We start from the raw sequence: 17,689 nt of genomic DNA, 5'->3' as shown, positions 1-17,689 counted from the left end.
CCAGCCGTGGGAATATCTAGCGGCTTGCCTGCACCGTCCGGCCATTCAGCGGCTGCACCGGCCGCGCGTTCATCGGATAGAGCCGGCGGAATGCCGCCAGCTGCGCCGGCGAGACTTCCACGGGCGTCTTGAGCACCTGCCAGCGCACGTCTTCGCTGCATGGCGGCGTGGTCAGCGAACCGGTGAAGGCCCAGTAGGCCTGCTGCGCCGGCAGCATGGCCGCCACGTCCAGCGGCGCGGCGAGTTCGCGCGATGCGCCGGCGCTGTCCGGCAGACTGGCAAAGACGGGTTTGAGCGCGGCGTTCTCGCGGCCCGACTTGAACAGCACCGCCACCACCGCCAGCTTGCCCTCGGCATTCTGGTGCACCAGGTGCGCCACCAGCGGATAGGTCTTGCCGTTGATCTTCTCTTCGCTGGGCGTGTGAAAGTGGAACTGCAACAGCTTGTAGGGCACGCCGTCCAGCTCGATCTGTCCCGCGGCCGGCAGGTTGACCTGCACGGTATGGCCGTTGTTGACCACCGTGCCGGGCGCCGCCGCGTAGCCGAAGCCGATCGGCTTGAGGTCTGCGGCGCGGGTCTTGCCGGTGCGGATATCGATGGGCGACTGGTGCTTGCCCAGCGCGCAGGTCTGGTAGGCCTGGTTGAGCTCAGCCCAGTGACTGGTGCCGGTGGGGCCGGTGTAGCTCCAGTGCGGGTCATTGCCGGCCCATGCGGCCGGTGCAAGCAGGGCGGCGCAAACCGTGAAAAGCGGCAGCTTGGTGTTCATGTATCGATGCGTCCTCGTGTTGGTAAACCCCTTGTGTTCCGACGTGGTGTTGTCGAGCTGTCCCAGTCTTGAGTGCCGGGCGCGGGCCCGGGTCCGAAATCATGCAGCAAAACTGCCGGCCGGCGAATAAGGCATTGCTGAACTCCGGTCTGCACTGCGCTTATCGGAAGTACGGGCTGCATGCGGGCGAAGCATTGATGCATGGCGCTCATGCTGTCACGCGAGCGACATCAAGCCGACATATCGGCCCACCACCATGGCGCATTGCCCAACTCCAGGAACCCTGCAATGCGCCTGAGCGTCTTTTCCTCGCGCCGGTCCCGCGCGGCATTGGCCAGCGCCGCGGTGGCGGCATCGCTGCTGGCAGCATGCGGCGGCGACGACAACGACAACGCCGCAGTCACGCCCACGGTCACCGCACCCACGCTGGTGGGCCGCGCGGTCCTGCCCGCCGCCACCTTTGCCAGCGGACCGCAGTCCGGACGTTATGTCACCGGCGATCTCAACGGACAGGCCGCGCCGTTCGCGTCGCAGCCGGTGCAGGGCTTCTCGGCGGTGCTGCGCAACCCGGACGGCAGCTTCATGGTGATGGCCGACAACGGCTACGGTTCGCTGGAAAACTCGGCTGACTTCAATCTGCGCGTCTACACGGTGGCGCCCGCGTTCAAGACCGCGGCCGGCGGCGCGGGCAGCGTGGCGGTGCGCAGCTTTATCGAGCTGAAGGATCCGAACCGGCATGTGAAGTTCGCGATTGCAAACCAGTTCACCACCGAGCGCGTGCTGACCGGCGCCGACTTCGATATCGAGAGCATGCAGCGCGGCAGCGACGGCACGCTGTGGTTTGGCGACGAGTTCGGCCCGTTCCTGCTGCATACCGACGCCGACGGCGTGCTGCTCGAAGCGCCGATCCCGCTGCCGGATTTCGAGAACCCCGGCAAGGAGGTCCGCTCGCCGCAGAACCCGTTCAACGAGGAGGCCACGCCGGTGCGCATCATGAACGCCGTGCGCGCGCATGCGTTTGCGCATGGCGGCACCCGCGCACCGGTGTTCGCGCCGTATTACGTGCAGCTCAAGTACGACGTCAACGGCGTCAGGTCGAGCCCCGACGCGCACTACGCACGCGGCAGCAACCCGCAGCCGGGGCTGGCACCGGCGGTGTCCGACACGCTCGACGTGGCCTCGGTCAAGGCCGCCGGCTACAGCGTGGTTACCTGGACCGTCAACGACAGCGCCAAGATGACCGAACTGCTGAGAGCCGGCGTCAACGGCATCATCTCGGACCGGCCCGACCTGCTCTATGCCGCCGTGGCCGCCTTTGATGCCAACGGCGACGGCAAGGCCGGCGACTACCTGAGCGCCGATGGCCTGATCGATGCGTCGAAGTTCGACGCGCAGGGCCATCGCGGCGCGCGCGACCTGCGCCCGGAGAACACGCTGCCGGCGATGGAAGCGGCGCTGGACAACCTGATGACCACGCTGGAGACCGATGCCGGCATCACGGCCGACGGCGTCGCCGTGCTCAAGCATGATCCCTATATCGAATCGGTCAAGTGCCGCCGCGCCGATGGCGCGCCGTACGGCAGCGCCGACGAAGTGCTGATCCGCAACCTGACCGCGGCGCAGATCCAGTCCACCTATATCTGCGACAAGCTGTTCCGCGGCCCGAGCCAGCGCAACGATGCGGCGCTGTCGCCGGTATCGGCGGCAGTGGCCGCCGCCAAGGGCTACGCCAGCCCGTACGTGGTGCCGCGCGTGCAGGATGTGTTCGACCTGGTCAGCGCCTACGTCGCCTACTACAGCACTGGCGCCGGCAGGGATCATGCGCAGGCGGCGCAACGCGTGAAGAACGCCCAGGCGGTGCGCTTCAATATCGAGACCAAGCTCAACCCGCGCAGCGACAAGGACGGCAAGGGCAACGTCTACAAGGACCGCACCGTCGGCGCCGAGCCGATGGCCGACACGCTGGCGGGCGTGATCAATGCTGCCGGCATGGCCCGGCGCGCCGATATCCAGAGCTTCGATTTCCGCACGCTGCTGCGCGTGCAGGAGAAGTTCCCCGCGATCCGCACGGTGTACCTGTTCGGCGACTTCCCCATCTATGGCGACGCGGCCAACAGCGACGACGGCACCAACATGCAGGACGAAGCCGGCGCCAACACGCCGTGGATGGCAGGCCTGTACTGGCCGTACCGCGCCACCGCGACGTCGGATCCCATGCGCGCGAAGCGCTCGGGCGGCTTCGAGGGCATGGCGATCAGTCCGGACGGCAAGAAGCTCTATCCGCTGCTGGAACTGCCGCTGGCCGGCCACGACGGCAAGACCCTGCTGATCTCGGAGTTCGATATCGCCAGCCGCACGTTCACCGGCGTGCAGTACAAGTACCGGCTCGACGACAAGGGCACCAATATCGGCGACTTCATCCTGTTCAACGGCACCGACGGCATCGTCATCGAGCGCGATGGTTCGCAGGGCGACCCGAATGGCTTCAAGAAGCTGTTCCAGGTGACGCTGGGCCAGCCGGGCGACTACGTCGCCAAGTCCGAACTGGCCAACCTGATGGCGCTGCGCGACCCGTCCGGCATCAGCGCCGGCGGCGCCGCCGGCGACGTGGCGGTGGGGGATCCGTTCGGCATGCCGTTCAACACCATTGAAGACGTGCTGCTGCTGGACGCGACCACGCTGCTGGTGATCGACGACAACAACTTCCCGTTCAGCGTGGGGCGGCACGTCGGCAGCAAGATGCCGGATGACAGCGAGTTTATCCAGATCCGGCTGCCGAAAGCGCTCAAGGTAGGGGGTTAAGGGAACCCCACGGCCCAAAAAAAAAGGAAGGTGCGCGGGCGTCCCCGCCCGGGCGGGGATGTCAGCCGGACCGCGTGCCGGCGTGTGCCCGTTCCAGTTGGGCGCGCACCGCGGAGATATGATCGCCCGCCTGATCGACGGCGCTTTCCAGGGCGCTGGTGCTGCAGCCAAGCTCCCTGCACCAGTATTGCACTTCGAGCGGATCCGTCAGGTTGATGCGGCCCGGATCCAGGGGCCTGAAATCGCTTGTCACATCGCTCATGCTTGCCTCCGGTTCGTGTCTCGTTGCGACACGGCCCTTGCATTGTAGGCAGTCATCCGGAACGCGTGGCATGCAAGGCGTGCCGCGCCAGGGCATATGATGTAGCGGTTACCCAGCCGACAGGATGCCGCATGCCCCGCTCGCCCGGCGCAAAACTCTGGTCCACGCTGAACCAGGCCGCCGCCCGCAATGCGCGCCAGATGCAGCGCGCCGTCAACAAGAACCTGACCAAGCCGATGACCGAGGCCATCGTGCGCAACGCGGTGAAGCAATCCGCTGCAGTCACGGCCGCCACGCAGCGGGCGTTGTCCGGCGTGGTCTCGCCGGTGCAGGCACCGCAAAGCCGTGGCAGCGGACGCTGGGAGGAAGGCGCCTGGGGGGCGCCGCTGGCGCCGCGCCGCTACCGCATCTTCGTTCCCGCCGGAGCCACCGCGTCACGGCGCGCGCCGATGCTGGTGCTGCTGCACGGCTGCGGCCAGGACGCCGCCAGCTTTGCCGCGGTCACGCGCGCTGCTGCCGTGGCGCGCGAATCGGGCTGGGTGGTGCTGCTGCCCGAGCAGTCGTCGCAGGCCAATGCACAGCGTTGCTGGAACTGGTTCCGGCCCGCCGCGCAGGGCACCATGGAAGCCGGGCTGCTGATGGCGCTGGTCGACCAGGCCTGCCGGCGCCATCCGGTGGCGGCGGACCGCATCAGCGTACTGGGCCTGTCCGCCGGCGGCGCAATGGCGCTGATGCTGGGGCTGCGCTATCCGTCACGCTTCGCCGCGGTGGGCTCGCACTCCGGCGCGGTGCCATGGAGCGCCAGCAATGCCGCGCAGGCCACGCGCGCCATGCGCGGGCAGCGCGGTCCCGATGCCAAGGCCATGCAGGCGCTGCGGATCGGGTTGGCGGGGCGGCGCCCGCCGCCGTTGCTGCTGCTGCATGGCGATGCCGACCACGTGGTCGACTTCAGCAACGCCACTGCTTCGGCCGGCATGTGGATGCACCTGCAGCCCGAGGGCGGGCTTCCCCTGGCCGGCGTGCCGGCCCGTCGCATCCAGCGCGGCATGCGGCGCGCCATCGATGTGTTCGACTGGAACGAAGGCCGGTCGCCCTATCTGCGGCTGGTGCGGGTAGAAGGCCTGGCCCACGCATGGAGCGGCGGCGCCGGGGGCCATGCCTTCTCGGATCCGGCGGGGCCGGATGGGTTGAAGCTGGCGTTGCGGTTTTTTCTGGCGGCTGGAGCTTAGAGGAACGGCGATTGCCGCGGGAGGATGGGTGGACTAAACTAAGTGGACTTAGTTTAGGGGGCAATCATGCAAACCATTAACATCCATGAGGCCAAGACCCATCTTTCACGGCTGGTCGATCAGGCGGCCAACGGCGAGCCTTTTGTGATTGCCAAGGCTGGCAAGCCCCTTGTCAAGGTCGTGCCGCTGAATGCGCCCGCGGAAGGCCAAATCAAGCGGTTGGGATTCATGGCTGGCCAGGGGCAGGTGCCCGATGATTTCGATCGCATGGGCGAGCGGGAAATCGAAGCCATGTTCGGCGGCGAGTCATGAAGCTGCTGCTCGATACCCACCTATTGCTGTGGATGGCATTGACGCCTGCGCGTCTCCCGCTGGACGCGCAGTCGCTAGTGAGCAGAGATGACACGGTGCTTTTTTTCAGCCCGGCCAGCCTGTGGGAGGTTGCGATCAAGCAGGGCCTGGGGCGCGCGGACTTCCAGGTCAATGGCAGGGTCCTGCGCAGAGGCTTGCTGGATAACGGCTACATTGAACTGCCCATCCGCAGCGATCATGCAGTAGCGATCGATTGTCTCCCCCCGATTAACAAGGATCCATTTGATCGGCTTCTCGTTGCCCAGGCGACCGTGGAGGGCGTGACGCTGCTGACCACGGACTCGCTCGTTGCCCAATACCCGGGGCCCATTCGGCTAGTCTGATCGCAGCTAGCAAAGCCTCACAGGCTCAAACACCACATCACTCGTCGGACAAGCCACGCAGGGCAATATCAGCCCCTCGTCCTTCTCGTCCGGACTCAGCCCCGGCCATTCAATCCGGTAGCGGATCGTCCCGGCGTGCAGCCGGCTGGCACAGGCGCGGCAGGTGCCGTTGCGGCACGAATTAGGCAGCGCCACGCCTTCGAGCAATGCCGCCTCCAGCAGGCTCAGCGCCGCCGGCGCCGTGAAGGGGGTACAGCCCGGCAGCACCTGTGCGGTGAATTCGGCGCTCTCGACTGAAGCGTCCAAGTCAGTCATGGCTGTCATCCTCCACCTGCGGAAACCGGGCGCGTCCGTGGGTGGCGTCCCGCAACGCGTCGCGCGCGGCGTCGAGCTGTGTCGCGGGCATGCGCAGCACCAGCGTGGCGAGCGCGCCGTAGCTGGTCTCGGCCAACGTGCAGCCTGCGGACGCGTCGTAGTCCAGCCAGCGGCGCACACGGGGCTCGTCGGCGTAGTCGACGGCCACCGTCAGGGTCCCGTAGGCAATACGTTCCACGCGCTCGGCCGATTTCAAGGCGGCCGCAATCGCGTCGGTGTAAGCCCGTACTAACCCGCCTGCCCCCAGCTTGACGCCACCGTAATAGCGCACGACTGCCGCCAGCACGCCGTCGAGATCATGGTGGCGCAGCACTTCCAGGATTGGCCGCCCGGCGGTGCCGGACGGCTCGCCGTCGTCGGACATGCCCGAAGCCCCGCCGGCCAGCAGTGCCCAACAGACGTGGGTGGCGGTGGGGTGTTCGGCCCGCAGCGCCTGCAGCGCGGCCATGGCGGCATCGCGGTCGGCCACCGGCAACGCCAGCGCCAGGAAGCGGCTCTTGCGTATCTCGATCTCGGCGTGGACGGGGGTGGCTAGCGTGTAGGTGGGCAAGTGCAGCGGCGCAAGGGGGAGGGAATCCGCGCCGGCCGGGCCGCGGAAAAGCAGGCAGAAGTGTACCGCAGCCGGTCGGGCGGCCCGGCGAGTCGTGACCGTTGTGTTGCATCGTCAACTTCCTGTCACAAAGCGAGCCTACGATCCGGCCCGGACGTGCGCAATGACGCCCGCCGCCCGCCTGTGCAACAGGTGCCCGGTTCCGCCCGCGGGTCCGGCGCGAACATGCATTCAACCATCCCTTCCTTTCCCCGGATCGAAAACATGCTTGAACAACCCAATGCTGGCCGCCGCAAGGCCCTGAAGCTGCTGGCCGGCGCGCCCCTGCTGCCGCTCGGCCTTGCCTCCACCAGCCTGCTGGCAGGCTGCGGCGGTGGTGACGATGCCGCCGTCGCGCCGACCCCGGCGCCGGCACCGGGCGCCACCGCCACCTTCACCACCGCCGAGTTCGTGCCGATGAGCGCGCCCACGCTGGCCACGCCCGAGGCCATGGCCACCACCACGGTCGGCTCCAGCCTCAAGGTGTCCTTCAGCGACGGCAGCAGCCAGACCTACAAGCTGGCCTACCAGCCCTTCTTCATCACCGGCGACACGCTGCCCGACGGCAAGGGCGGCACCATCCTGGCGGGCGGCTACTACGACATCAGCAACCAGCCGATCATCGATACCTCGGTAGCCGGCAAGGAACGCCAGTTCTTCTCCGACGCGCCCGACGGCAGCTCGCTGCTGACGCTGGCCAACCCGGCCGTGCCGGGGGTCAAGGGCAACACGGTGTTCGCGGTGGTGCAGTTCGAATACACCACGCGCAACCAGAACAACGTCAGCATGTACGGGCTGCTGCCGTCGCCGATCGCGGTGCTGACGCTGGACCAGGACCCGGCCACCGGCAAGCTGACCCCGGTCAAGTACCACAACGTCGACACCTCGGTGGTCAACGGCCTGTGGATCACCTGCGGCGCCAGCCTGTCGCCGTGGAACACCCATCTGTCGAGCGAAGAGTACGAGACCGACCTGATGGATGCCAACGCGGTCAAGCAACTGCAGGGCTACAGCCAGAACCTGTATGGCGACCCCGCCCGCGCCAACGCCTACCACTACGGTCACCTGCCCGAAGTCACGGTCAACCCGGACGGCACCGGTACCATCAAGAAGCACTACTGCCTGGGCCGTATCTCTCACGAGCTGGTGCAGGTGATGCCCGACGAGCGCACCGTGCTGATGGGCGACGATGCCACCAATGGCGGCCTGTTTCTGTTCGTCGCCGACCAGGCGCGCGACCTGTCCGCCGGCACGCTGTACGTGGCCAAGTGGAACCAGACCTCGGGCGCCGGCCCGGGCAGCGCCACGCTGTCGTGGATCCGGCTCGGCCACGCCACCAGCGCCGAGATCCGCGCGCTGGTCGACGGCGGCATCCGGCTGGCCGACATCATGGATGTCAAGACCGCCGACCCGGCCGACACCAGCTATACCCGCATCCTCTACAACGGCAAGCAGAACTGGGTGAAGCTGATGCCGGGCATGGAAAAGGCCGCGGCGTTCCTGGAAACCCACCGCTACGCCGCGCTGGTCGGCGGCAGCCTGGGCTTTACCAAGATGGAAGGCACCACCGTCAACATCAAGGACAAGAAGGCCTATTCCGCGATGTCCCGGATCGAATCGAGCATGCTGGCGGGCAATGCCGCCAATGCCGGTGATATCCAGGTCGAAGGCCCGTACTCGGGCGCGGTCTATGAGCTCAACCTGAAGGGCGGCCAGGCCGACAAGACCGGCGCGGCGATCAACAGCGAATGGGTGCCGGTCGACATGGCCGCGGTGCCGGCGCTGGTCAGCGAAGACCTCGGCGGCGGCAAGATGAAGCAGCAGGACGCGCTCGGCAACTTTGCCAACCCCGACAAGGTGGCCACGCCGGACAACCTGAAGTTCTCGGAGAAGCTGCGCACGCTGTTCGTCGGCGAAGACAGCAACACCCACGTCAACAATTTCCTGTGGGCGTACAACGTCGACACCAAGGTGCTCAGCCGCGTGCTGTCGTGCCCGGTCGGCGCTGAATCGACCGGCCTGCATGCGGTGGACGAGATCAATGGCTGGACCTACGTGATGAGCAACTTCCAGCACGTTGGCGACTGGGAATCGCCGCTGCACGACAAGGTGAAGGCGCAACTCGATCCGCTGGTGCGCGCCAACTACAAGGACCGCTTCGGCGCGGCCGTCGGCTACCTGACCGGCGACCCGACCGGCCTCAGGCTGGCCAAGGCCTGACGCGCGGCAGCGTGCGGCAATAAGGACGGCGGGCTTCGGCTCGCCGTTTGCATTGGCGCGCTCATCTGCCGTACGCCCCCGGTGCGATAACACGCAGCGCCGGTTCACGCGAGCCGGGGGTAACCCCCACCCGTTGCAAGCGTCGCAGCGTGCCGAGGATTGCCTCCATGCGGGATGCGCCACCGTGTCCTACAGTGGTGGGGGCGTCGGCCACGGCACTTCGCTGCCGGCGCGCCATCCGCCAGGACAACAAGATCCGCATGACAAAGGAGACCAGGGCATGAAACGAACTGTCGGGAAAGCCGCGATGCTGTGCCTCGCCGCCACGCTGCTGTACGGTTGCGGCGGCGATGACGATGCGCCGGCGCAGAATCCGCCGCAGGCCGAAGAAAAGCGGCCGCAGGACGACCGCGCTTTCACCATGGATGCGGCCACGCTGCCGTTCGCGGCGCTGGCCGGCGCGCCCGATGCGGACCGCTGGTGGGGCGTGCAGGATGGCGCCGGCTACCGCATCGAAGTACCAAAGAACTGGAACGGCCGGCTGGTGATGTACGCGCACGGCTATGCGGGCACCGGCGCGGCGCTGGCGGTGACTTTGCCCAGCATCCGCCGGCACCTGCTGGAAAACGGCTACGCCTGGGCCGCGTCGAGCTACGCGAAGAACTACTATGACGTGCGCGCCGGCCTGGAAGACACCAACGCGCTGGCGCTGGCCTTTACCCGCATTGCCGCACAGAACGGGCGCTCGCTGTCGGCGCCGGCGCGCACCTACATCATCGGCCATTCGATGGGCGGCCATGTCTCGGCCGCCGCGGTCGATGACGAGAACATCCAGGCCGCCAACCACAAGGTGCGTTACCACGGCGCGGTGCCGATGTGCGGCGTGCTGGGCGATACCGAGCTGTTCAATTATTTCGGCGCCTACCAGACCGCGGCCCAGCAACTGGCCGGCTATCCGGTGACGGCGTGGCCGGCGGCCAACTGGGCGCAGGTTGCCCCGGCGGTGCGCGCGGCGCTGTTCACCACCTACCCCGGCCAGACGACGGCGCCGGGCGATACCCTCAAGGCGATCGTGCGCAACCTGACCGGCGGTCAGCGGCCATTGTTCGACTGGGGCTTCGGCGGTCCGGGCGCGCAGGCGCTGCAGGACGCGGTGTGGAGCACCTTCGGCCAGGACGGCACGGTCAACGGCATCCTGACGCAGAACGTGGTCAACACCACCGGCATCACCTTCCAGTTCGACAATGACCCGGCGCAGTCGCCGGCGGAGCAGTCGTTCAACGCGGGCATCTTCCGCGTGACCGGCAGCGCCGACGCCAATCGCCCGCGCAGCGACGGCCTGCGGTGGATTCCGCGGACCAATGCGCGCATCGGCGTGCCGGTGGTGACGCTGCATACGCTGGGCGACATGTACGTGCCGTTCAGCATGGAGCAGATCTACAAGCGCCGCGCCGATGCCAACGGCACCGCGCAATGGCTGGTGCAGCGCGCCATCCGCGGCGTGAGCCATTGCGACTTCACCGTGGCCGAACAGGCCAGGGCCTTCGACGACATGGTCAACTGGGAGCAGAACGGCGTGAAGCCGGCCGGCGACGAGGTGCTGGACGCCGCCATCGTGGCCAGTCCCGCCTACGGCTGCAAGTTCACCGACAACACGCTGGTGAGCGGCGAGGAAAGCCCGACCACGGCGGCGCTGCGGCCCTCGGTGGCGCAGGCGTTCCCGTGCACGCCCGGCTGATCGCCAAAGCCGATCGGCCACGCGGCGCGCGGCCGGCCCGCGCGCCGATTCTGCTACGCTAGGGCCCATTCCCTTGCCCCCCTGCCCCTGCCATCATGACCGGACCGACCCACGACCCCGACGCGCGCCGCATGGCGCCCGCCACCGACCGCAACCGCGAACCCATCCTCGCCGTGCTGCGCCAGGTGCTGCCCGCCCGCGGCACGGTGCTGGAAATTGCCAGCGGCACCGGGCAGCATGCCGTGCACTTTGCCGCGGCGCTGCCGGGGCTGACCTGGCAACCTAGCGATCCGGACGAGGCCGCGCGCGCGTCGATCGCCGCCTGGACCGCGCACGCCGGGCTGGCCAATGTGCGCGCGCCGCTGGCGCTGGATGTCTGCCGCCAGCCGTGGGGCATCGACGCCGCGGACGCGGTGGTCTGCATCAACATGATCCATATCGCGCCGTGGGCCGCGGCCGAGGCGCTGTTCGCCGGCGCCGGCAAGCTGCTGGGCCCCGGTGGCGTGCTGTTCCTGTACGGCCCTTATCGTCGCGGCGGCGCGCACACCGCGCCCAGCAACGCCGCCTTCGACGCGCAGCTGCGCGCCACCGACCCCGACTGGGGCGTGCGCGACATGGAAGCCGTGATCGCGCTGGGCGCGGCGCAGGGCCTGCGCTGCGATGAGCCGGTGCCGATGCCGGCCAACAACTTCTGCCTGGTGCTGCGCAAATAACGCCCCGCGCGGGGTTCAGCCGCCGCGCACCAGCAACACCACCGCGGTGGCGATCAGGCACACCGCGAACCACGCGCGCAGGCGGCGCTCGGGCATCCGGTGCGCCAGCGCCACGCCCCATGAGATGGTCAGCATGCCGCCCAGCGACAACGGAATGCCGCTGGCCCAGTCGACGTGGCCGGCATGGGCATAGGTGGCCAGCGCCACCACCGCGCCCGGCGTCACCAGCGCCAGCGCCAGGCCCTGTGCCGCCGCCTGGCGCAGCCCGAACAGGCCCACCAGCGCCGGCGCGGCCACCACGCCGCCGCCCACGCTGAAGAAGCCCGAGAACAAGCCGCCCACCACGCCCACCAGCGGTATCCAGCGGGGCGAGAGGCGGGCCTGTTGCGCCGTCACCGCGCGCCCCGGCAGCAGCCGCCACAGGAAGTACAGCGCCATGCCGATCATGAACAGCGCAAAGATCTGCCGCAGCAACTGGGCGTCCATCGCGGTGGCTGCGCGCGCCGCCAGCCAGGTTGCCAGCACCGCCGACAACCCGAGCACCACCGCCGTGCGCAGCGCAATGTCGGCGCGCTTGCGGTACTGCCAGAAGCCGATCAGCACGTTGGGCGCGATCATCACCAGCGCAGTGCCCTGCGCCAGCTGCTGGTCCATGCCGAACAGCAGGCCCAGCGCCGGAATCGCAATCAGCCCGCCGCCGATGCCGAACAGCCCGCCCACCGCGCCGAGCAAACCACCGAGTCCGAAGATCAGCAGGGAGGACAGCAGCAGGTGGTCAGGCATCAGGGCAAGGGGCAATGCGGGGATTTCAGGCCGGATTCCGGAGAAAGCGGGGGCAAGGCGCGGCGGCCTCAATCATACGCGAGCGGCCCGGGCGGCGCTTTGCACTAAAATCTCGGGGTCATTTGATCCTTGCCCTGCGCCGCCTGCCCGGCGTGCCGCATCGCATCCGCTATGCACCCCGCCACGGAGAACACGATGAAGGTCCAGAACATCCTGCAGACGATCGGCAATACCCCGCATATCCGCATTAACCGGCTGTTCGGCAACGGCCATGAGGTCTGGATCAAGTCTGAGCGCAGCAACCCGGGGGCCTCGATCAAGGACCGCATCGCGCTGGCAATGGTGGAAGACGCCGAACGCCGCGGCGTGCTCAAGCCCGGCGGCACCATCGTCGAGCCGACCTCGGGCAACACCGGCATCGGCCTGGCCATGGTGGCCGCGGTCAAGGGCTACAGGCTGGTGCTGGTGATGCCAGACAGCATGTCGGTGGAGCGCCGCCGGCTGATGCTGGCCTATGGCGCCACCTTCGACCTGACCCCGCGCGAGAAAGGCATGAAGGGCGCGATCGCGCGCGCCGAGGAGCTGGTCGCCGCCACCCCGGGCGCATGGATGCCGCAGCAGTTCGAGAACCCCGCCAATGCCGATGTGCACGCACGCACCACCGCGCAGGAGATCCTGAACGACTTCCCTGAGGGGCTGGACGCGCTCATCACCGGCGTCGGCACCGGCGGCCACCTGACCGGTTGCGCCAGGGTGCTCAAGGAAAAATGGCCGCAACTGAAGGTGTTCGGCGTCGAGCCGGTGGCGTCCCCGGTGATCTCCGGCGGCGCGCCGGCGCCGCATCCGATCCAGGGCATCGGCGCGGGTTTTATCCCGAAGAACCTCGACACCGCGTTGCTCGACGGCGTGATCCAGGTCGATGCCGAGCCCGCGCGCGAGATGGCGCGCCGCTGCGCGCGCGAGGAAGGCATCCTGGTCGGGATCTCGTCGGGGGCGACCCTGGCGGCGATTGCGCAGAAGCTGCCCGAACTGCCGGCCAACGCGCGCGTGCTGGGCTTCAACTACGACACCGGCGAGCGTTACCTGACGGTCGAGGGGTTCCTGCCCGCCTGAGGGGCTTCAGCGTTCCGAGCGCACGGCACCGGGCGCTCAGAACGCTTCGTTGATCTGGAAGTAGACCCCGCGCGTGCGCCGGCCGAAGCCGGCATCGAGGCGCACGTTGACGCGTGGCTTGAACTCGAAGCGGTAGCCGATGCCGGCGTTCGGCAGCCAGTGCGCCGAGGGCAGGTCGCCCGGCTTGGGCGCAATCGCCCCGGCGCCGGCCCAGAACACCATGCCCTGCCGGCCGGCGATATGCAGCCGGTATTCCACCTGCGTCATGACCACGTTGCGGTCGCGGTACTGCCCCAGGAAATAGCCGCGCATGCGCTTGTTGTCGCCGAGCTGCGACAGCATGTTCCACGGCACGTCGCCCCAGCTGAAGCGGCCGTAGAGGTCGAACGCCAGCACATCGCGACCGCGCAGGCGGTGGTAGCGGTCATAGCTCCATTCCAGCGTCTCGAAATCGGTATTGCTGCCGAGCCCGCGCCGGTACACCGCGGCGTTGGCGATCAGCGCCTGGCCGGCGTAGGGGTTGGGCAGGAAGTCGCGCGTGTCGTACGAGAAATGCGCGGTCACGCCGGCGCTGAACACATGCGGCCCGTTGGGATCGGTGGCCAGCGCGCTGGCGGCGCCGCGCTGCAGGCTGTTGGCGTCGTCGTTCTGCACCGAGAAGCCGGCGCCGACATAGGTGTTGGGCCGCACCCGCACCAGCATGCGCGGCTGCAGGAAGAACTCGCGGCGGGTATAGCCCTCCTGGTTGGCGTCGTCGCTGGCGCGGTCGTAGCCGATGCCCCAATAGGACGTCGGCATGTTGAGCACCGCGCCGGTGACCACCAAGCGGTAGCTGTCGTCGGCAAAGAAGGTGGTGTTGTCCACGCCCAGCCCGACGGCGCCGCGCGTGGTGATAAAGCCGTGCAGGTTGAGCGTGGAGACCTGCGTGTCGGCCTGCGCGTTGGGCGGCTTGTACAGCCCGATCGCCGCCATGCCCAGCCCAAGCCCCATTTCCGGGTTGTAGAACGGCCCCGGCAACACGCCCCAGTCCATGCCGTGGCTCAGGTCGACCTGGCTGGACGCGCCCAGCCGCGTCAGCAGCCGGTCCATCCAGCCCGGCTCGTCGGCGTGCGCGGGCGCGCCGGCGCACAGCAGGGCGAGGGTGGCGGCGAGACAGCGGTGCAGCGCGGACATGGCCTGGGCAGCGTCAGAAGCGGAGAAATCCGGTGGCGATCACGTTGTTGCGGTTGTAGCCGTAGCCGACTTCCACCAGCAGCCCGACGTACTTGTTGATGGTCCAGTTCATGCCGACCGAGCCGCTCCAGGCACCCGCCACTTTTTCATCGATCTGGTAGTTCAGGCGTTGGGTCTGGTCGCTGCCCGGCACCGGCACGTCGAAATGCCCGGTGATGCTGGCGTGGGTGCGGAACCAGGTGGCACCCACATAGGGTGTCAGCACGCCGAAGCGGCCCAGCCGGAGATTCCAGCCCACGCGCGGGCCGATATTGAGCGACTTCACCGGTGTGTCGGACATCGAGATGTCGGAGACGGTGAACGTCACCGGCAGCGAGAAGAACAAGTCGCCGTAGGCGCCCACCAGCGTAAAGCCCGCGCCGTAGGAGTGCCCGCTGTAGCTGGCATGCTGCGTCGGCAGCCGGATCGGGTTCGCGCAATCCGGCCGCGGCCGGCGCCCCCCGCAGCCGACATCGATGCCGAAGAAGCGCTCCAGCTCGGTCAGCGACGAAAAGCGGATGCCGATATCGCCGCTGCCCCGCACCGTGCCGAGCATCCCATAGACGTTCATGAACGGGAACAGCCACGCGCCGACCTGGACCTGGTGCGAGGTATTGCGGATGCGCGACTGGTCGAAGCGCACGAAGTCCGCGCTGCGCACCGGCGCGCTGCCCGCCGACACGCTCAGCCCGCTCAGCTGGTAGCGCTGGTGGCCATCGAAATACGAATAGCCGATGTCATAGGGATTGGGCAGGTCATAGCCCTTGTCGATCACGCGCTGGGCAAAGAAAGGCAGCGCGCGGTCCCATTGGCGCGGGGTGGTGGCGGGTTCGCCGGTGTCGGGCTGCGCGGGCGGACCGACATAGCCGCGGTAGGGCCCGGCCGAGGTGCCGCCTGCCAACGCGCTGGTGGTGGCCGCCGCTTCGCCACCGTTGCCGGCCACCCATGCCCGCGCGGCTATCGGCGTGCATGCCAGCGCCGCCAGCAGCACCGCGGTGCCGACCGCGCCGGCGCTGGGCGCGGCACGCTGGCTGCGGCGTTCCGTGGCTGCCGTGGCGGCACCTGGCGGCATGGCTCTCCCGTGGCTGGTCTGCATGGTCGATGCCAGAAGATACTGGCGGGCGCCGCGCGAGGCAATGCGTGCGGGGCCCAAACCGTTGCAATGGCCGCGTCAGGAAGAAAGACTAAGATCTCTCGGCGAAAACGTTCATATCGCGCCGGCGCGCCCTTCAGGGCGACGACAGCCCGTGCCGCTTGTGCCAGTCAGCGAGCGATTCTTCGGGCCACGTGTCGCAGTGGACATGGCCCTTGCCGCGCGGCACGTCGACCCAGGGCGCCACGGATTCCAGCGAGGCCTCGACCACCTCCGGCGGGCGCGGCAGCGGCGTATCGATGGCCGAGGCATGGGGATACAGCAGCTCGGGCCAGCGCGGATCCCAGAGCCATAGCGCGCTGCCGCACTTCACGCAGAAATGCCGCTGCGCCGGCGAGCGCCGCGCGCGCTTGCCGGGTTCGCGCAGCACCGCGTGGTAGACCCCGAGGTGCTTGCGCCCGCGCACGCGCAGCGTGGCGGCATCACCGCCGATGTTGATGGCATAGCCGCCGCCGCCCGCCGTCTTGCGGCAGATCGAGCAATGGCAGTGCATGTAAGGGCAGGGCGAATCGGATTCGAGCGAGAAGTGGACCGCGCCGCAATGGCAGGAGCCGTCGAGATGCATGGAGGGGCCTTTGCACGTTGGCGTTCATGACAGTCCATTGACTGTAGAAAACCGCCGGCAAAAGTGCCAAGGCCGGGCGGGAACCTACTGCGCCTTGCGGAATGTGAGGTTGATGCGCAACGACCCCAGCAGCGGATGGTCGCCATCGGCCAGCGGCGCCACGCCGTGGAACGCCAGCCGCGACGGCCCGCCCCATACCACCACGTCGCCATGCGCCAGCCGCACGCGCTGCGGCTTGTCGGCGCGGCGCATGCCGCCGAACAGGAACACCGCTGGCAGCCCCAGCGAGACCGAGACGATAGGCGCGGAGAAATCACGCTCGTCGCGGTCCTGGTGCAGCGACAGCCGGGTGCCCGGCACGTAGCGGTTGATCAGGCAGGCATCCGGCGCAAAGCCGGCAAAGCCCGCCTGCGCGGCGGCGATGGAGGCCAGCGCGCGAAAGCTCGCGGGCATCTCGGGCCACGCTTGTCCACTCAGCGGATCGATAGGGTCATAGCGATAGCCGCGCGCGTCGGAGACCCAGCCGAGCGCGCCGCAGTTCGTCATCGCCACCGACATCTTCAGGCCGCCGGGGGTGACCATGTGCCGCCACGGGGCCAGGGCCACGATGGCCTGCGCGTCGGCGAGCAGCACTTCGGCATTTGCCCGCGCCGCGCCGCGTAGCACGGCGGCGCCGTCGGCGAGGGGTTCGATGGCGAGGGTGGCGGCGCTGTCTTCGGGCAGGTCGTCGAACAGGTCGAACGTCATGGTGGGGAGGGTGCTGCCGAGGCCAGGCGGGTTCAGGCGACCTTCAGTTCCAGCCGCTTGCCCAGCGCCCGGAACGCGGCTTCGATCGTGTCGATCTTGGTCGCATGATCGAGGTTGACGATGCGCTGCACTTCTTGCTTGCGAGTGTGCAGCCGGCGTGCCAGCTCCACCTGCGTGACCCCCTGTGCGATCATCTCGTTGAGCAGCAGCACCTTTGCCGACATGCTTGCCGGCAGCTCTACCAGATGCTGTCCGCGTCCGGCCTTCGACGGCAGTGGCACCGGGCGGCCATCCTCGAAATAGAACTCCATGGCCGTTGCAAGCGCATCGGCGGCCATCTCCCGGGCCTGCTCGATAGTGGCGCCGCTGGTCAGGGCTTCGGGGATATCGGGAAACGAGACCGCAAAGCCATCGCCGTCGGGGACGATGTTGGCGGGAAAGCGCAGCATATTGAAACTCCTTTGGCGAAAGGGGCGGGTACGTCTTGCAGGCTCACGACAGGCCGAGTTGCTTGAGGATCGCCTTGCGCAGCCCCTCGCCGATTTCATGTCTGGGATGCCTCGGCAAAGTCGACTGCCTGCCATTGAGATACACCTTGATGTGCTTTGCCCCTTCGCTGAACGTCGCGCCTTGTCCGGAGCCATCGCCGAAATTCACTTTGCTTCACCCGAAACCTCCTGTCGCTCAGTGGGAGTCAGGGTAAGCAAAAATGTTTACGCATTCTAGC

General features: G+C 68.0%; 19 protein-coding genes. 8 read left to right on the top strand and 11 right to left on the bottom strand.

From position 1 onward, the window contains the following. Window positions 1-16 precede the first annotated feature (16 nt). Window positions 17-766 (bottom strand): carbonic anhydrase, encoded by a 750-nt coding sequence (locus E5S69_RS15200; RefSeq protein WP_171515481.1) that lies wholly within the window; start codon window positions 764-766, stop codon window positions 17-19. A 288-nt stretch (window positions 767-1,054) separates the two neighbouring features. Here E5S69_RS15200 and E5S69_RS15195 point away from each other — a divergent pair, with 288 nt between their 5' ends. Further along, window positions 1,055-3,568, top strand: coding sequence for an esterase-like activity of phytase family protein (locus tag E5S69_RS15195; RefSeq protein WP_171515480.1), 2,514 nt, complete (start codon window positions 1,055-1,057; stop codon window positions 3,566-3,568). 61 nt (window positions 3,569-3,629) lie between these two features. Here E5S69_RS15195 and E5S69_RS15190 read toward each other — a convergent pair whose 3' ends face one another. Then, window positions 3,630-3,830: a DUF3606 domain-containing protein gene (locus E5S69_RS15190; protein WP_171515479.1), complete on the bottom strand. Its 201-nt coding sequence runs from the start codon at window positions 3,828-3,830 to the stop codon at window positions 3,630-3,632. Window positions 3,831-3,961: 131 nt separating this feature from the next. Between E5S69_RS15190 and E5S69_RS15185 the strand changes: the two genes are divergently transcribed. The 3 genes from E5S69_RS15185 to E5S69_RS15175 all read left to right on the top strand — a co-directional run bounded on the left by E5S69_RS15185 (window position 3,962) and on the right by E5S69_RS15175 (window position 5,754). Beyond that, the gene (locus E5S69_RS15185; protein ID WP_171515478.1) at window positions 3,962-5,059 is read left to right on the top strand and encodes an alpha/beta hydrolase family esterase; all 1,098 of its coding nucleotides are present in this window, start codon (window positions 3,962-3,964) and stop codon (window positions 5,057-5,059) included. Between the two features lie 66 nt (window positions 5,060-5,125). After that, the gene (locus E5S69_RS15180) at window positions 5,126-5,371 is read left to right on the top strand and encodes a type II toxin-antitoxin system Phd/YefM family antitoxin (RefSeq protein ID WP_116297039.1); all 246 of its coding nucleotides are present in this window, start codon (window positions 5,126-5,128) and stop codon (window positions 5,369-5,371) included. After that, a complete protein-coding gene (locus E5S69_RS15175) occupies window positions 5,368-5,754 on the top strand; it encodes a type II toxin-antitoxin system VapC family toxin (protein ID WP_171515477.1) in 387 nt (128 codons plus the stop codon). The genes E5S69_RS15180 and E5S69_RS15175 overlap by 4 nt, the downstream gene beginning before the upstream one ends. 6 nt (window positions 5,755-5,760) lie before the next feature. Here E5S69_RS15175 and E5S69_RS15170 read toward each other — a convergent pair whose 3' ends face one another. Together E5S69_RS15170 and E5S69_RS15165 are read right to left on the bottom strand one after the other, a co-directional pair. Continuing rightward, the gene (locus E5S69_RS15170) at window positions 5,761-6,069 is read right to left on the bottom strand and encodes a 2Fe-2S iron-sulfur cluster-binding protein (RefSeq protein WP_171515476.1); all 309 of its coding nucleotides are present in this window, start codon (window positions 6,067-6,069) and stop codon (window positions 5,761-5,763) included. Next, window positions 6,062-6,679 (bottom strand): IMPACT family protein, encoded by a 618-nt coding sequence (locus E5S69_RS15165; RefSeq protein ID WP_171515475.1) that lies wholly within the window; start codon window positions 6,677-6,679, stop codon window positions 6,062-6,064. The genes E5S69_RS15170 and E5S69_RS15165 overlap by 8 nt, the downstream gene beginning before the upstream one ends. A gap of 264 nt (window positions 6,680-6,943) precedes the next feature. Here E5S69_RS15165 and E5S69_RS15160 point away from each other — a divergent pair, with 264 nt between their 5' ends. The 3 genes from E5S69_RS15160 (at window position 6,944) to E5S69_RS15150 (ending at window position 11,389) form a co-directional block, all read left to right on the top strand. Next, window positions 6,944-8,938: a PhoX family protein gene (locus tag E5S69_RS15160; RefSeq protein WP_171515474.1), complete on the top strand. Its 1,995-nt coding sequence runs from the start codon at window positions 6,944-6,946 to the stop codon at window positions 8,936-8,938. A 280-nt stretch (window positions 8,939-9,218) separates the two neighbouring features. Next, complete coding sequence (locus tag E5S69_RS15155; protein ID WP_171515473.1) at window positions 9,219-10,676, top strand: alpha/beta hydrolase family protein; 1,458 nt, start codon at window positions 9,219-9,221, stop codon at window positions 10,674-10,676. A gap of 95 nt (window positions 10,677-10,771) precedes the next feature. Beyond that, window positions 10,772-11,389, top strand: coding sequence for a DUF938 domain-containing protein (locus tag E5S69_RS15150; RefSeq protein ID WP_171515472.1), 618 nt, complete (start codon window positions 10,772-10,774; stop codon window positions 11,387-11,389). Window positions 11,390-11,404: 15 nt separating this feature from the next. Here E5S69_RS15150 and E5S69_RS15145 read toward each other — a convergent pair whose 3' ends face one another. Then, entirely contained in the window at window positions 11,405-12,172 is a 768-nt protein-coding gene (locus E5S69_RS15145) for a sulfite exporter TauE/SafE family protein (protein ID WP_171515471.1), read from the bottom strand. A gap of 195 nt (window positions 12,173-12,367) precedes the next feature. Between E5S69_RS15145 and cysK the strand changes: the two genes are divergently transcribed. After that, window positions 12,368-13,285 (top strand): cysteine synthase A, encoded by a 918-nt coding sequence (gene cysK, locus E5S69_RS15140; RefSeq protein WP_171515470.1) that lies wholly within the window; start codon window positions 12,368-12,370, stop codon window positions 13,283-13,285. Window positions 13,286-13,321: 36 nt separating this feature from the next. On the opposite strand, the gene E5S69_RS15135 is transcribed toward cysK, so the two are convergent. The 6 genes from E5S69_RS15135 to E5S69_RS15110 all read right to left on the bottom strand — a co-directional run bounded on the left by E5S69_RS15135 (window position 13,322) and on the right by E5S69_RS15110 (window position 17,619). Continuing rightward, window positions 13,322-14,458, bottom strand: coding sequence for a BamA/TamA family outer membrane protein (locus E5S69_RS15135; RefSeq protein ID WP_171515469.1), 1,137 nt, complete (start codon window positions 14,456-14,458; stop codon window positions 13,322-13,324). Window positions 14,459-14,471: 13 nt separating this feature from the next. Further along, window positions 14,472-15,569 carry a hypothetical protein gene (locus E5S69_RS15130; protein ID WP_236901348.1) on the bottom strand — a complete coding sequence of 366 codons (1,098 nt, stop codon included), beginning with the start codon at window positions 15,567-15,569 and terminating at the stop codon, window positions 14,472-14,474. 157 nt (window positions 15,570-15,726) lie between these two features. Beyond that, window positions 15,727-16,215 carry a GFA family protein gene (locus E5S69_RS15125; RefSeq protein ID WP_171515468.1) on the bottom strand — a complete coding sequence of 163 codons (489 nt, stop codon included), beginning with the start codon at window positions 16,213-16,215 and terminating at the stop codon, window positions 15,727-15,729. A gap of 84 nt (window positions 16,216-16,299) precedes the next feature. Beyond that, window positions 16,300-16,962, bottom strand: a complete 663-nt coding sequence (alkB, locus tag E5S69_RS15120) for a DNA oxidative demethylase AlkB (protein WP_171515467.1) — start codon at window positions 16,960-16,962, stop codon at window positions 16,300-16,302. 32 nt (window positions 16,963-16,994) lie between these two features. Further along, entirely contained in the window at window positions 16,995-17,411 is a 417-nt protein-coding gene (locus E5S69_RS15115) for a type II toxin-antitoxin system HicB family antitoxin (RefSeq protein WP_171515466.1), read from the bottom strand. Window positions 17,412-17,454: 43 nt separating this feature from the next. Continuing rightward, a complete protein-coding gene (locus tag E5S69_RS15110; RefSeq protein WP_423766639.1) occupies window positions 17,455-17,619 on the bottom strand; it encodes a type II toxin-antitoxin system HicA family toxin in 165 nt (54 codons plus the stop codon). Between the last annotated feature and the right edge of the window lie 70 nt (window positions 17,620-17,689).

The organism is Cupriavidus necator (assembly GCF_013141915.1).
Lineage (GTDB): Bacteria > Pseudomonadota > Gammaproteobacteria > Burkholderiales > Burkholderiaceae > Cupriavidus > Cupriavidus necator_B.
Note: the sequence above shows the minus strand (reverse complement) of the source record. Positions and strands in the feature narration are given on the sequence as shown.